Consider the following 14,264-nt stretch of genomic DNA (forward strand, 5'->3'; position numbering starts at 1 on the left):
ATCATACTCCCATCCCCTGACCTAGAGCTGCCAGCAGGCAAGCATTTTCGGCGGCGGTGCGCACGGCCACCCGCACATAGTCTGGCCCCAGCTCGGCAAAGCTGAGGCAGTCGCGAATCAGCACCCGGTGGCTGTGCAGCAGGCGCTCTTGCAGCAGCGGAGCAGGGATATCGGTTTTGACCAGTAAATAGTTGGCCGCGCCCGCCAGGGGCGACAGCCCGGCAATGGCCTGCATCCCCTCCAGCAGCGCCTGACGGGCCGCAGGCAGCCACTGCCAGGTGTGGTTCTGGAACGGGATGTCGCCCACCGCCGCGATCGCCGCCGCCGCCGCCAGAGCGTTCACCGGCCAGGGGTCGCGCCAGCGCTGCCAGCGGCGGAGGCGATCGGGATGGCCCAGGGCGTAGCCCAGGCGCAGGCCAGGGAGGGTATAAAACTTGGTCAGCGATCTGAGCACCACCAGGTTAGGGTAGCGGCCCAGGTAGCCAATCAGAGACTGCTGCTGCTCGGGCAGCACAAAATCCATAAAGGCTTCATCGACAATCACCGTGGCAAACTGCTCTAGCAGCGGCTCTAGGCTGGCGGCCGAAAGCAGATAGCCGCTGGGATTGTGGGGATTGTTAATCAGCAGGCCAGCGGCCTCAGGGGCAGGCCAGGGTGACATGGGCCGCAGCGCCCCGGCTGGCTCTACCGCCAGGGGCCAGGGCCGGATGGTCACCCCAAAGGCTCTCAGCGCCCGCCCGTAGTCGCCAAAGGCCGGGGTCAGCAGGTGACAGCCCCCAGGGCTCTCGGCCAGGTCGCGGGCGGCCCAGGTTAGCAGTTCGGCGGCCCCGTTGCCCGGCAGCACCCAGCTGGCGGGCAACTGGTGATGGTCAGCCAGGGCCTGGCAAAGGCTCCGGTAGTCGGGATCGGGGTAGTGGCGCAGCTGCCCCAGGGCCTCGGTCATGGCCTGCATCACCGACTCGGGCGGCCCCAACGGGTTAATGCTGGCCGAAAAATCTAAAAGGGAATCGGGGGAGCAGCCGGCGATCGCAGCCGCCCAGGCTAAGTTTCCCCCGTGAACAGGTCGACTTGAAGGTGTGTGAGTAGACGATGGTTGAATCAAGAGGGCAATTACTTAGCCACCTTTTCTTTGAACAGCTTGCCAGCGGAAAATGCAGGCACCTTTGTCGCCGGAATCACCATCGTGTCGCCGGTCTTGGGGTTGCGGCCTTCCCGCTCTTTGCGCTCGCGACGCTCAAAGGAGCCAAACCCTACCAGGGTGACCTTTTCGCCTGCCGCTACGGCCTCAATGATGGCGTCGATAGTGGCAGAGATAACCAGGTCCACCTCTTTTTTGGTCACGGGCTTGTCGCTAGCAGAGGAGGCCTTCTCAGCCACCGTATCAACGAGTTCAGCTTTATTCATACCTGTCTCCTATGGGCAAAGAACATTGGGATCCAGTCGCATTCTGACGATAGGCCCAGAGCGTAGATCACAACTCCGGCAGCCAAAATGGCTGAAACCCCTGTCAATCCAGAATTTCACTGCCCCATTCTAAGGGCAACCCTCGGAAAGTGGATCGCCAAAACCTTTAATTTATGTGGATTCCGGGGTTTTTTAAGAAAGTTAAACAGCTGCATGCCCCCGGTCGCTCCATCCGGGCAGCTGGGGGCATGGGCCAGAACCCTTTGCCAGTGAAGGGTTTGTGGGTTTTGGCTGAGCTAGAATGCCGGACTGCCGGACCAGTTAACCCAGTCCTGGGGCTTGAGAAAAACATCGTATAGCCGTGCTTCTGGGCTGTCGGCCTCGGGGGTGTAGCCGTACTCCCAGCGCACCAGCGGCGGCAGCGACATCAAAATTGACTCGGTGCGTCCGTTGGTTTGCAGGCCAAAGATGGTGCCCCGGTCGTAGACCAGGTTGAACTCCACGTAGCGACCGCGCCGATAGAGCTGAAACTGCCGCTGATGCTCGCTGTACTCGGTATTGTGGCGGCGCTCTACGATGGGCACGTAGGCGGGCAGGAAGGCGTTGCCGCAGTCGCGGGAAAAGTTAAATAGATCGTCCCACTGCCGCCGGGGCGGTTCGCCAATGGCCCGGCTGGTCTGGTCGGCGGCTTTATCGGCGTCGGGGCCACGGTAGAGCAGGCCCTGCCCGTCCTGGTAGTCGAAGAAAATGCCGCCGACGCCGCGGGTTTCGCCCCGGTGCTTGAGATAAAAGTACTCGTCGCACCAGGGCTTAAAGACTGAGTAGTAGTTGGGGTTGTGGCGATCGCAGGTGGCTTTGAGAGTCTGGTGGAAATGCACCACATCCTCATCGCGGGGATAGTACGGCGTCAGATCGATGCCGCCGCCAAACCACCACACCGGACCTGCCTCAAAGTAGCGGTAGTTGAGGTGCACCGTGGGCACGTGGGGGTTGCGGGGGTGCAGCACCATGGAGGTGCCGGTGGCGTAAAAGCGGTGGCCCGCCGCCTCGGGCCGCTGCACCAAAATTGACGGCGGCAGGTGGTCGCCCCACACCTCCGAGAAATTGACGCCGCCCTGCTCGAAAATCTTGCCCTGCTTGATCACCCGCGATCGCCCGCCGCCGCCCTCGGGCCGCTCCCAGGCATCCTGCTGAAACTGGGCACCGCCGTCGAGGGCCTCTAGCTTTTGGCAAATGCTGTCCTGTAGCTGCTTCAGCATGGCGCTGACGCGATCGCGAGAATCTACCGGGGGTGCGGCGGTAACGGGCTTAGAAACAGGCGTAGTGGTCATAGCGTCGGGAAAACAATACGTTATGTCGGCACCGGGTCAAATATGTCACACTGTGGAATGGCTTTTAGGCGGAGCTTGGGATCCATTTTTGCCGCGATCGGGTACTTATCGGTACTCATTTTCGGGCGGCAACCCCAAGCGATGCGCTGTCAGCCGTAGGCAACACCATCACCGATACTCAGTTTTCTCACGCTACCGTGAAACCATACCCAACACCACACCGATTGGCCAGGTTGAGAAAAATGTTTAGAAACGCAACGCTCTGTAACGAAAACCCTAGGCCAATCCCCAGATAAACTCATTCTCGTCGCCCGACTTGCCCCTTGACTGCTATGGTCCTTCCGCTCTTTTTTACCATCTGCCGCTGTTTTCAAGCGCTGACCTGGGTTCCTTGTAATGGAGGCCACCGCCATGTTTAGAGCCTGGTCCTTCCCCCGCCCCTTTCTCACGCTGATGCAGCTCATACAGCGCTGGGTGCAGGTGCAGCAGCAGCTCGAAAAGTCTTACCTGGCCGTCAGCAGCGCCTCGGTAGACGTGCTCTGGCAGACCATCATGAACCTGGCCGATGTCTCCTGGCACCCGCTGCTGACCAGCACCAACGCCCCCCAGGGGCTCAAGCCCAAGCCGGGACTAATCTACCGGGCCTTCACCCGCTTTTGCCCGGTGCCGGTAAAGATCTTTGTCGAACGAGTGCAGCCCCACGAGCTGATCAGCGTGCGCTTAATTCCTATGCCTGGGCTGGAGGAACAGGTCACCTACCACCTGAAATCCACCGTGCGGGGTACCCAGATTTCCTACTCGGTGACGCTGCGAGGGTGGCTGTCGCCCCTGGCCTGGTCGCTGCTGCGCCCCTACGCCGCCAAGGTGGCCTCTGCCCTGGCCGAAGCCGCCGAGCATCCTGCCTCTCTCAATGGATCTAACTCTGGCTTTCAGGTTTGGTAGAGCGCGTCGTCAAATGTCCCAATCAAAGTTTGGCCTGATCAAACCTCGCTCAAGCTCAGCAAGGGTGGCTAGGGAAATGGAGATATCTGCCTGAGAGTTTTTCCAACTAAATGCATAGCCGAGAACTCACCGCAAGCGGCCCAAGGGGCAGGCTTCGTGGCCTTTGCACTAGCGATCGCATCAGCGAACCAATCATGCCCCGATTCAGACCGCTTTGAAGAGATCTGCCTAACCGCTGGGCGTATTTTTTCTAAATGCAAGGGATAAGAGCATCAAACCCGTCGGCAGGAAGACCATTCCTAAAATCACGGGAACATAGGTGCCCCAGTTAGCCCCGGCTTTGAGCACGGCTGAGTCTGGGTGGTCAGGGTCGTAGTGAACCTCCACGGTGCTGCCCTTGGGGTGATTGAGTTTGGCCGCCTCAACGGCTTGACTGCGCTCTCTAAATCGCTGGCTGGCGGTGGAGCCGCTGCCCAGGGAATAGCGATCGCTGCGGTAGGTCTGCCCTGCCACCTCATAGGTGTAGTCAACGGTGTAGTGGTAGGTATAGACCCGGCGACGGGTGCCGCCGCTATCGCGCTCCTGGACGATTTTGACGGCGGTCACCGTTCCAGGGCTAACCGGCCAGCCAGAGCTGGCGTGGGCCTGTTTGAGAAAGCCGATGCCGAACACCAGTAAGGCCACCCCGCTCAGGACGATAACGGCGGTCACCGTTCCAGGGCTAACCGGCCAGCCAGAGCTGGCGTGGGCCTGTTTGAGAAAGCCGATGCCGAACACCAGTAAGGCCACCCCGCTCAGGACGATAAAGCCGCCAGCGCCGATGCCAATGCGATATTGCGAGGGTGTGATCGCGGACTGATCCATAGCGCGCCTGCTCTAGCCTTGTACTGATTGTCCACCAGATTGCCCTGCTAGCCGCCGAAGACCCACAGCCCTACCCAAACTCTCTCCGCCCAACTGAACCCTAGGCAGATGTGCTCAACTGGGGTCAGCGCCCCTTAAGATGGTTGGGTAACGCCATGCCCCTTTGCGGCGGCTGCTCTAGCCAACCTATTCTCAGCCCCATGACCCTAACGTTAGATTCTGACTCTGTTTTAGAGGTCCTGCGCCCGGTGCAAGATCCGGAGCTGCAAAAGAGCCTGGTGGATCTCAATATGATCCGCAACGTGGCGATCGCAGGCGGCGACGTCAGCTTTACCCTGGTGCTAACCACCCCCGCCTGCCCCCTGCGCGAGTTCATCGTCGAAGACTGCGAGAAGGCGGTGCGCACTCTGCCAGGGGTTGAATCGGTGCAGGTTGAGGTCACCGCCGAAACGCCCCAGCAAAAGCCCCTGCCCGATCGCACCGGCATTAAAGGCGTCAAAAATATCATTGCCGTTTCCAGCGGCAAGGGCGGTGTGGGCAAAAGCACCGTGGCGGTGAATCTAGCGGTTTCCCTGGCCCAGATGGGGTCGGCAGTGGGCCTGATCGACGCCGACATCTATGGCCCCAACGCGCCGATGATGATGGGCCTGAGCGAGGCCCAGGTGGTGGTGAAGCAGGGGGAGGTGCTGGAGCCCGCCTTTAACCACGGCGTCAAGATGGTGTCGATGGGCTTTTTGATCGATCGCGACCAGCCGGTGATCTGGCGCGGCCCCATGCTCAACGGCATCATTCGCCAGTTTCTCTACCAGGTGGAGTGGGGCGAGCTAGACTATCTGGTGGTCGATCTGCCCCCCGGCACGGGCGACGCCCAGCTCACCCTGGCCCAGGCGGTGCCAATGGCGGGAGCGGTAATTGTCTCTACACCTCAGTCGGTGGCCATTTCCGACGCTCGTCGGGGGCTGAAGATGTTTCAGCAGCTCCAGGTGCCGGTGCTGGGCATTGTCGAAAACATGAGCGTGTTTATCCCCCCCGATGCGCCGGAGAAGCGCTACGACATTTTTGGCTCTGGCGGCGGCGAGACCCTGGCTCAGGAGCTGGGGCTGCCGGTGCTAGGCTGCATTCCGCTAGAAATGGCGGTGCGCGAGGGGGGCGATCGGGGCCTGCCCATTGTGGTGCAGCATCCCGATTCGGCCAGTGCCCAGGCGCTGCGGGCGATGGCTCAGCAGGTAGCAGCGCGAGTCTCTGTGGCCGCTCTGGCATCCTAGCCCGGAGGGCCTAAAAAGGGGAAATTGCCATGTTTATTACTGATGCACAAAAGCGCTGGCGATCGCTGGCTACGGGCTGGCAGGGAATCGACTGGATTCTGCTGGCGCTGTCCGCAGCTATGACGGGCTTTGGGGCGCTCGTTATCCACAGCACCCAGCTCAACACCACCAACACCGGCTACGGCATCAACCACGCCGTGCTGGGGCTAATTGGCCTGGTCGTAGCCCTGTGGATTGCCCGCAGCCGCTACGAGTACCTGCTCAACTGGCAGTGGATTATCTACGGCGTGGTAAACCTGCTACTGGTGGCGGTCATGTTTATCGGCACCGTGGGGGGCGGGGCCCAGAGCTGGCTTGGTGTGGCAGGGTTTTACGTACAGCCTTCGGAATTTGCCAAGCTGAGCATCATTATTACCCTGGCCTCTATGCTCAGCCGCCGCGATGCCTCGACACTGCTGGGGGTGGGCAGTGCCCTGACGGTGATCATCTTGCCCTGGGTGCTGGTCTTTGTTCAGCCCGACCTGGGCACCTCGCTGGTGTTCGGGGCAATCACGCTAGCCATGCTCTACTGGGCCAACTGCAACCCCGGCTGGCTGGTGTTGTTTATCTCGCCCCTGGTGGCGGCGATTTTGTTTAACCTGGTGCTGCCGGGCTGGCTGGTGTGGAGCCTGGGCATGGGGCTAATTGCCTGGTTTACGCTGCCCTGGCGGTGGTTTAGCACGGCGGTAGCCACGGCGGTGAACCTGGTCTCGGGCAAGCTGGGGGATATTGTGTGGGGGCTGCTGCACGACTATCAAAAAGATCGTCTGGTGCTCTTTCTCGACCCTGACAAAGACCCGCTGGGGGGCGGATACCACCTGATTCAGTCGCGGATTGCGATCGGAGCGGGCAAGCTGTTTGGTCAGGGGCTGGGCCACGGCACCCAGACCCAGCTCAACTTTATTCCTGAGCAGCACACCGACTTTATTTTTTCGGCGGTGGGCGAGGAGTGGGGCTTTGTGGGGTCAATGGTGGTCATTGTGGCCTACTGGCTGATCTGCTTCCGGCTGGTCATCATTGCCCAAAATGCCAAGGATGACTTCGGCTCGCTGCTGGTGATTGGCGTGCTGGCCATGATCGTGTTTCAGGTGGTGATCAACATCGGCATGACCATCGGGCTGGCACCGATTACGGGAATTCCGCTGCCGTGGCTGAGCTATGGGCGATCGGCGCTGCTGACGAACTTTATTGCCCTGGGCATAGTGGAGTCGGTGGCCAACTTTCGCCATCGGCTCAAGTTTACGGATTAGGGGCAGACTATCGCACCGAAGGTCTCGCACGCTGGGGTTTAGCAGCGCCATGCTGGCCGCGTCATGGGGAGCTGGGCTGACCCTTGACCCTTGACCTTGACATCAGTGTCAAGGTTTAGGGTGTAGGGAGTTGTTTTAGCTGCGCTGCCATGAACGTTGCCCTCCGCCCCTGGGTCGATCAGATTCCTTTCCCTGCCGTACTGCGAGATAACCCCGACCTGCTGGCGGCGATCGCCTGTGGTCTGCTGGTGCTGTGCGGCGGGCTGATGCTGCACATCGGTGAACCGGGTCTAGGCATTGCCCTGCTCTGTGTAGCCTACGTGGTTGGTGGCTACGAAAGCGCCCGCGAGGGGGTGACCACTCTGATCGCAGAGCGAGAACTCGACGTCGACCTGCTGATGATTGTCGCTGCCCTGGGGGCCGCCGGGCTGGGGCTGTGGCGGCAGGAGTATCACCTGATTGTCGACGGGGCAATTTTGATTTTGATCTTCGCCCTCAGCGGCGGGCTCGAAAGTGTGGCCATGCAGCGCACCGAGCGCAGCATTCAGAGCTTGATGAGCCTCACGCCCGATACCGCCCAGGTGATTCGCCGGGGCCAGTTGGAAACCATCGCAATCCAGGAGCTTCAGGTTGGCGACGAACTGCTGGTCAAGCCAGGGGAACTGATTCCCACCGACAGTCTGGTGGTCGCGGGGGCCAGCACCCTCAACGAGGCCTCGATTACGGGGGAATCTTTGCCGGTGGAGAAAGGCCCCGGCCAGGAGGTCTATGGCGGCACGATCAACGGCAGCGGCGCGCTGACCCTGCGGGTGCACCTGCCGCCCCACAGCAGCTTGATTCAGCGGGTGATTCAGCTGGTCCAGCAGGCCCAAACCGAAGCGCCCCCCTCCCAGCGCTTTATTGAAAAATTTGAGCACGGCTACGCCCGAGCGATCGTGGTGATGGGCATTGTGATCGCCCTCCTGCCGCCGTTTCTCTGGCAGTGGAGCTGGGAAACCACGATCTACCGAGCGCTGATTTTTCTGGTGGTGGCCTCCCCCTGTGCGGTGATGGCCTCGATCATGCCGACGCTGCTTTCGGGCATTGCCCGGGGGGCGCGGTGCGGCATTTTGTTCAAAAGTGGTGCCGATCTAGAAAATCTGGGCCAGGTCAGGGCGATCGCCTTCGACAAGACCGGCACCCTGACGACGGGCCTGCTCCAGGTCACTCGGGTGGTTCCCCAGCCGGGGGTGGCGGCCCAGCAGGTGCTGGCGGTGGCGGCGGCGCTAGAGATCTATTCAGAGCATCCAATTGGCGAGGCGATCGCCCGCGCCGCCCAGAAACAGTCCTTGGTATTGTCCCCAGCGGCGGCCATTCAGGCTCGGCCTGGCCAGGGCATTCAGGGGCAGGTAGAGGGCCAGTTTACCTGGGTCGGCCGGGTCAGCGCCGAGCCAGCCACTCAGCTCCCTGCCGCGCTAGTTCAGCCCAGTCAGGATTTGGAGGCCGAAGGCCATACGGTGGTTTGGGTGAGGCAGGCGGGACAGGTTCTGGGCCTGATTGCGCTGGCCGATACCCTCCGCCCCCAGGCGAAACCGCTGGTGCAGCGCCTGAGGCAGGCGGGTATTGCCATGGCGATGCTGACGGGCGACAACACCCGCACCGCCCAGCGCATTGCCCAGGAGCTGGACATTGATGCCGTCTATGCCGAACTGCTGCCCGAAGACAAAATTCACATTGTGCGGCGGTTGCAGCAGCAGTACGGCGCCGTGGCCATGGTGGGGGATGGCGTCAACGATGCCCCCGCCCTGGCCCAGGCCACGGTCGGCATTGTTCTGGGCGCTACCGGCGTCGATGCCGCCCTCGAAACCGCCGATGTGGTGCTGATGTCTGACGGTCTCGATAAGCTAGAGCAGGCGATGCGGCTAGGGCGGCGATCGCAGCGCATCGTCAAACAAAATCTGACCTTTGCCATTGGCTTCATTGTGCTGCTGCTGCTGGCCAATTTTGCTGGCCAAATTAGCCTACCGGCCGGGGTGGTCGGCCACGAAGGCTCGACCCTGCTGGTGACCCTCAGCGGCCTGCGCCTGCTGAGGGATTGAGCCACGGTCGCCAGCGAGCCGCATTGACTCACCTCATCGGCACGGCCAGCTGAGGCTTCTGGTCCAGGCTTTTGGCCCAAAACCCTTGAACCTTCGCTAAACTTCATGGGACGGTTAAGGCCCAGCTAAGCCAGATTTCAGCTTAAACCCGTACAATGGCCACAATCTAATTTGGTGATGAGGTGATTCATGGTAAATTCCCCCAACGAGGCCTTAGAGCTCTTAAAAGCAACCAGTCGCACCTTCTACATACCCATTAGTAACTTGCCCTCTGGCTTGCAGGAGGCGGTGGCTGCGGCCTACCTTTGCATGCGCGCCATTGACCAAATTGAAGATGCTCCTGACCTCGATGTGGCAATTAAAACCAGGCTGCTGAGAGCCATTAGCCTCAATCTACAGGCGGGGACTGAAACCTCTCTGGCCACCACCTTTGCCCAGGGCCTGGCCCCCTACCAAGACCACCTGGAAGAAGTCACCCTCAGAATTGGCGAGTGGGCGCTGCTGGCCCCCGACTCCATTGCCCCCCGCATTTGGGATGCCACCGCCGCCATGGCCGATCGCATGGCCTACTGGGCCGAGTGCAACTGGACTATCTATACCGAAGCCGATTTAGACCGCTACACCTTCAGCGTGGCGGGGGCGGTGGGGCTAATGCTGTCGGATCTGTGGGCCTGGTATGACGGCACCCAGACCAGCCGTAGCGAGGCCCTGGGCTTTGGCCGGGGGCTTCAGTCCGTCAACATTCTCCGCAACCATCTGGAGGACAAAGAGCGGGGGGTCAGTTTCTTTCCCCAGGGCTGGGTGGCCGACGATATGCAGCGCTACGCCCGCCGCAACCTGGCCATGGCCGATGCCTACACCAACGCCCTGCCCCACGGCCCCGCCCGCGACTTTTGCAGTGTGCCTTTAGCGCTGGCCCACGGCACCCTCGACGCCCTGGCCCAGGGCAAAGAAAAGCTCACCCGCCTGGATGTGATGGCCATTCTGGGCAAGCTAAAGCTGAGTGGAATGGCCAGCTAGGGTTTTGTCGTATTCAATCTGGCCGTAGTTGAGCTTGATGACGCGATCGGCCAGATCAAAGTAGTGATCGTCGTGGCTGATCACGATCGCGGTTTTGCCCTGGGCCACCAAGTCGGGCAAAAACTGGGTATAAAACAGCTCCCGAAAGTGGGGGTCCTGGTCGGCGGCCCACTCGTCAAACAGGTAGATGGGGCGATCCTCCAGGTAGGCGGTGAGCAGCGCCAGCCGCTTGCGCTGCCCCTGGGACAGGTCGATGGTGGAAAAATGCCCCCCCTCGATGCGCACTTTGTGGTCGAGCTGGAGCTGTTTCAGGTAGGGCTGGGGGTCCTGGGCGGCAGATAGGCCCACCAGCCGCTCAAACAGGTAAAAATCGGCAAAGATAGTCGAAAAGTGCTGTTGATACCAGCGGCGATTTTGGAGCGTAACGGGCTGCCCCGCCAGGCGAATCTCCCCCCCGGTGGGCCAGTACAGCCCGGTAATTAGCTTGGCCAGGGTCGATTTGCCGCTGCCGTTGCCGCCAATTAGAAACACCAGCTGACCGGGCTTCAGGGTCAGGTCAATCGGTCCCAGGCTGAACTCCCGGTCGTCGTCGCTGCTGCGGTAGGTGTGGGTGAGGCCAATAAGTTCTAGGGTCTGCCAGTGGGTGGCGAGGGGAGGGAGGGACCTGTCAGGCTCAGCTTCGGCCTCCAGACCCAGGGTCTTGATGTTTTGCAGGGCCACGCTGGCCTGACCCAGGACGGGCAGCTTGGCCACCAGGCCTTCCATTGGCCCGAGCAGAAAGGTAAAGGTAAGGGCGTAGCCAAAGCGAGTTTGGGCATCGACACTGACCCAGCTGGGCAGCACAAACAGCACCAGACCCACCGCAAAAAAGTAGATCAGCTTGCCCCAGCTGTCGAGCACGGCAAACAGGCTCAGCCCCCGGCTGCTGTAGTGGCGAAACTGGCGGGCGGTGGTTTCCAGATCGGCGGAGAGAAAGTCCTGCTGGCGATCGCTGTGGAGCTTGAGTTCTTTAATCCCCTGCACCAGGGTGCGAAAGTGCTGAAACAGCCGATCCTGGCGATCGCGGGCGACAGCCAAAAACCGCCGCCCCGCTCTCAGCAGCAGCCCGCAGCTGAGGCTGGCCACCAAGGCGAGGGCCAGCACTAGCCCCAGCACCTGCCACGACAGCCAGGAGATATAGACCATGCAGCCCGCCACCACGGCCAGATTTACGCACAGCAGCGGCAGCGTAGAAACCGCCGCCGAAATTGTCTGAATATCCTCCGTCAGCACCGCCAGCAGCCGGGGCAGGCCCACCTGCTCCAGCCGGCTCAGCTCGGTGGCCAAGATCTGGCGGCTGAGGCGCAGCTGCAGGGCAAACACCGCCCGCTGGGAAAACTGCACCAGCACCACCCGCGAGATGATGCCCGTAACCAGCGCCACGGCCACCAGCAGGCCAAAGGCCCAGGCCAGGCCAGCCATTGAACCAGCCGGGCCAGAGCCAGCATCGGTGGCCAGGGTGAGACTGATCAGGGCGATTAGCCCGGCGCTACAGCCCCCGCTCACAAAGCCCGTGACCAGCGCCACGGCCACCGACTGCCAGGAGGATCGCAGTAAAAACGCCAGCAGATCCATACCTACCGGGCCGCACCAAAGACCGCCCCCAGCGATCGGGTAATGTTCTGCGGCTGCATCGCATCCATGGCGGCGGTGGGCTCGTAGCCGCAGTGCACCATGCAGTCGGCACATTTCGGGTTACCGCTCTTGCGCCCGTAGCGGTCCCAATCGGTGTTGTCGAGCAGCTCCTGGAAGGTCTCGTAGTAGCCCTCATTCAGCAGGTAGCAGGGTTTTTGCCAGCCCAGCACGCTGTAGCTGGGGCTGCCCCAGGGGGTGCATTCGTAGTCTTTCTCGCCGGTCAGAAAGTCGAGGAACAGGGGGTTGTGGTTAAAGGACCAGGCCTTTTGCCCGGCCCGAAAGGGAGCGAGGATCTCGCGAAACAGCGATCGGGTCTGCTCCTGGCGCAAAAAATGGTCCTGGTCGGGAGCCCACTCGTAGCTGTAGCCCGGCGACACCATCATGCCGTCGATGCCCAGCTCCGTGAGCAGATCGAAGAGGGTTTGAATATCTTTGGGGTCGGTGCCGTCAAAAATGGTGGTGTTGGTGGTGACCCGAAAGCCCTTGGCCTTGGCTGCCTTAATGGCGGTGATGGCCTTCTCGAACACCCCGTCGCGATCGACGCACTTGTCATGCAACGCCTGGGGGCCATCCAGGTGCACGCTAAAGCTCAGGTAGGGGGAGGGCTTGAATTTATCCAGACTCTTTTCGAGCAGAATGCCGTTGGTGCAGAGGTAAACAAACTTTTTGCGGGCCACCAGACCCTCGACAATGGCGTCAATCTGCGGATGCAGCAGCGGCTCTCCCCCCGGAATCGACACCACGGGGGCACCGCACTCTTCCACGGCCCGGAAGCAGTCTTCTGGGGAGAGATTTTGCTTGAGAATCTCTGTCGGGTGCTGAATCTTACCGCAGCCAGTGCAGGCCAGGTTGCACCGAAACAAAGGCTCTAGCATCAGCACGAGGGGAAATTTTTTGCGCCCCCGCAGCCGCTGGGTCACCAGGTACTGACCTACAGATAAAGCCTGCTGAAGATGGATCGCCATGAATTGCCTGACTCCTCACATTGTTTAAGTTATATTGCTTGCTGGCCAGATAGCTTAGACGATAACAGATTGCCTCGGCTCTCGGATGAGTAACAGGTTAGCAAGGCACATCGCTGCGGCAATTCAGCAATGCAGCACAGCTCTATGCCAAGACGGTTTACGGCATCACAACAGCCCCATCCATTGATGACAGCCTCTAGAACCTGATTGAGCATGAGCACATCTCCAGCGACGTATAGGGAGCACATGTCCCTCGCCTGGAGACAGCTGCCTGGGCAGGGGCAGCCCTAGCCTAGGGGCTGCCGCTGAAGCGAGGCTTGAGGCAAACCTCCTAACCTCACCGGGGCAATGGTCGCAATTGGCATTGGGAGAATTGTCCTAGGACTGGGCCTCAGCAATAGGATATTCGTCGCTAGCCACCGCCTGGGGCCGTGGGTAAAGTTGAGGCTAGGCTCAGCTGACTGGCCGGGCAAACCCCTGTAGTGCTGCGGCGATCGCCCAGTGAAATCAGACATCCGGCGATCGCGCCCGCGTCCCTGCGGCAGCTCCAATATGGCAAATAGATTGTCAAATAGATTTCGCTGGGCATGGTGGTATGGCCAAGCCAGCCCAACCACTTTTCAGACTCGACCTCAAGGGGTGGTTTGAACAGGGCGCATAGGAGTCAGGCTTTTCAAATCACCGCTATAGAGAGAGAACGACATGAAGGTCAGCACCCATCCCATCATTCTGGGCAGTGCGCTTGGGGTCATCTCAGCGTTAATGTCTCCAGGTCTAGTCACCTATGCCCAGTCCGCCGATATTGATGATTTCTGTGCCAGGTATGCCGAAAACTCCAGGTGCGAGAACCAAGAACCCAGCAGCCCTCCCGCAGGCGAGACTGTAGCTCTGCCGGAACAGGTCATTCAGGTTAGGCTCGACACCAGCGGCCCTGACGATGAATTTATTTGGATTGCAATTCGCAGGAATGCCGTCAATTTGACCACTGAGCTAACGGCCTACCACGCTCAGAAAATTGATAGCTCCTTAAATCAGATTCTCGGTGGGGCCATAGGAGCCGTCGCCGTTCCCATCCCAGGTAGCCTATTTGATATCCACAGTTTTCAGGATCAGCAGACTGAATATCTGGCTTTTACCTCAGATACCTGCCAGAGCCAACTGCCCATAGCCAATGGCCAGGGTTTTAGAGACGCTGACTGTGCGATTAGCGGCAATGGCCATATTAACCTCCCCGAGGAGGCCGATATCCGCGCTGGGTTCTTTACCCTTGGCTATACCGAAAACAACCTGGTAAAGGCGGTTATCTTTAGGCTTGACGACCAGAATGCCGTATTTGTCGGAGACGCAGATCTTGCGGCGCTCTGCCAGAGCTTTCCCCTCAACTCCCGCTGCCGGTACTGGCCCCTCTCATCCTCCAGCCGCTAGTGCCCAA

At 60.5% G+C, this 14,264-nt stretch carries 12 protein-coding genes; 6 read left to right on the plus strand and 6 right to left on the minus strand.

Annotation, left to right across the window (positions count from 1 at the left end; genetic code table 11):
• Position 1 precedes the first annotated feature (1 nt).
• From cobD to hemF, 3 genes are all read right to left on the minus strand, one after another.
• Positions 2-1,099, minus strand: a complete 1,098-nt coding sequence (gene cobD / locus LEPTO7104_RS0123630) for a threonine-phosphate decarboxylase CobD (protein ID WP_040697375.1) — start codon at positions 1,097-1,099, stop codon at positions 2-4.
• Positions 1,100-1,110: 11 nt separating this feature from the next.
• Entirely contained in the window at positions 1,111-1,404 is a 294-nt protein-coding gene (locus tag LEPTO7104_RS0123640; RefSeq protein ID WP_017301067.1) for an HU family DNA-binding protein, read from the minus strand.
• 296 nt (positions 1,405-1,700) lie between these two features.
• Complete coding sequence (gene hemF / locus LEPTO7104_RS0123645; RefSeq protein ID WP_017301068.1) at positions 1,701-2,735, minus strand: oxygen-dependent coproporphyrinogen oxidase; 1,035 nt, start codon at positions 2,733-2,735, stop codon at positions 1,701-1,703.
• A gap of 453 nt (positions 2,736-3,188) precedes the next feature.
• Here hemF and LEPTO7104_RS0123650 point away from each other — a divergent pair, with 453 nt between their 5' ends.
• The gene (locus LEPTO7104_RS0123650) at positions 3,189-3,677 is read left to right on the plus strand and encodes an SRPBCC family protein (protein ID WP_040697378.1); all 489 of its coding nucleotides are present in this window, start codon (positions 3,189-3,191) and stop codon (positions 3,675-3,677) included.
• Between the two features lie 228 nt (positions 3,678-3,905).
• Here the strand turns inward: LEPTO7104_RS0123650 and LEPTO7104_RS0123655 are convergent, their stop codons facing one another.
• Positions 3,906-4,541, minus strand: a complete 636-nt coding sequence (locus LEPTO7104_RS0123655) for a DUF3592 domain-containing protein (protein ID WP_017301070.1) — start codon at positions 4,539-4,541, stop codon at positions 3,906-3,908.
• A 200-nt stretch (positions 4,542-4,741) separates the two neighbouring features.
• Here LEPTO7104_RS0123655 and LEPTO7104_RS0123660 point away from each other — a divergent pair, with 200 nt between their 5' ends.
• The 4 genes from LEPTO7104_RS0123660 to LEPTO7104_RS0123675 all read left to right on the plus strand — a co-directional run bounded on the left by LEPTO7104_RS0123660 (position 4,742) and on the right by LEPTO7104_RS0123675 (position 10,193).
• Positions 4,742-5,806 (plus strand): Mrp/NBP35 family ATP-binding protein, encoded by a 1,065-nt coding sequence (locus LEPTO7104_RS0123660; RefSeq protein ID WP_017301071.1) that lies wholly within the window; start codon positions 4,742-4,744, stop codon positions 5,804-5,806.
• Positions 5,807-5,835: 29 nt separating this feature from the next.
• A complete protein-coding gene (rodA, locus tag LEPTO7104_RS0123665; RefSeq protein WP_017301072.1) occupies positions 5,836-7,095 on the plus strand; it encodes a rod shape-determining protein RodA in 1,260 nt (419 codons plus the stop codon).
• A 149-nt stretch (positions 7,096-7,244) separates the two neighbouring features.
• Complete coding sequence (locus LEPTO7104_RS0123670) at positions 7,245-9,173, plus strand: heavy metal translocating P-type ATPase (protein ID WP_017301073.1); 1,929 nt, start codon at positions 7,245-7,247, stop codon at positions 9,171-9,173.
• A 189-nt stretch (positions 9,174-9,362) separates the two neighbouring features.
• Complete coding sequence (locus LEPTO7104_RS0123675; RefSeq protein ID WP_017301074.1) at positions 9,363-10,193, plus strand: squalene/phytoene synthase family protein; 831 nt, start codon at positions 9,363-9,365, stop codon at positions 10,191-10,193.
• Here the strand turns inward: LEPTO7104_RS0123675 and LEPTO7104_RS0123680 are convergent.
• Entirely contained in the window at positions 10,167-11,807 is a 1,641-nt protein-coding gene (locus tag LEPTO7104_RS0123680; RefSeq protein ID WP_017301075.1) for a cyclic peptide export ABC transporter, read from the minus strand. The two genes, LEPTO7104_RS0123675 and LEPTO7104_RS0123680, sit on opposite strands and share 27 nt — an antisense overlap.
• Before the next feature lie 2 nt (positions 11,808-11,809).
• A complete protein-coding gene (gene hpnH / locus LEPTO7104_RS0123685) occupies positions 11,810-12,832 on the minus strand; it encodes an adenosyl-hopene transferase HpnH (RefSeq protein WP_017301076.1) in 1,023 nt (340 codons plus the stop codon).
• A 702-nt stretch (positions 12,833-13,534) separates the two neighbouring features.
• Here hpnH and LEPTO7104_RS0123690 point away from each other — a divergent pair.
• Positions 13,535-14,257, plus strand: coding sequence for a hypothetical protein (locus LEPTO7104_RS0123690; RefSeq protein WP_017301077.1), 723 nt, complete (start codon positions 13,535-13,537; stop codon positions 14,255-14,257).
• Positions 14,258-14,264: the final 7 nt, after the last annotated feature.

The sequence above is a fragment of the Nodosilinea nodulosa PCC 7104 genome (assembly GCF_000309385.1).
GTDB lineage: Bacteria > Cyanobacteriota > Cyanobacteriia > Phormidesmidales > Phormidesmidaceae > Nodosilinea > Nodosilinea nodulosa.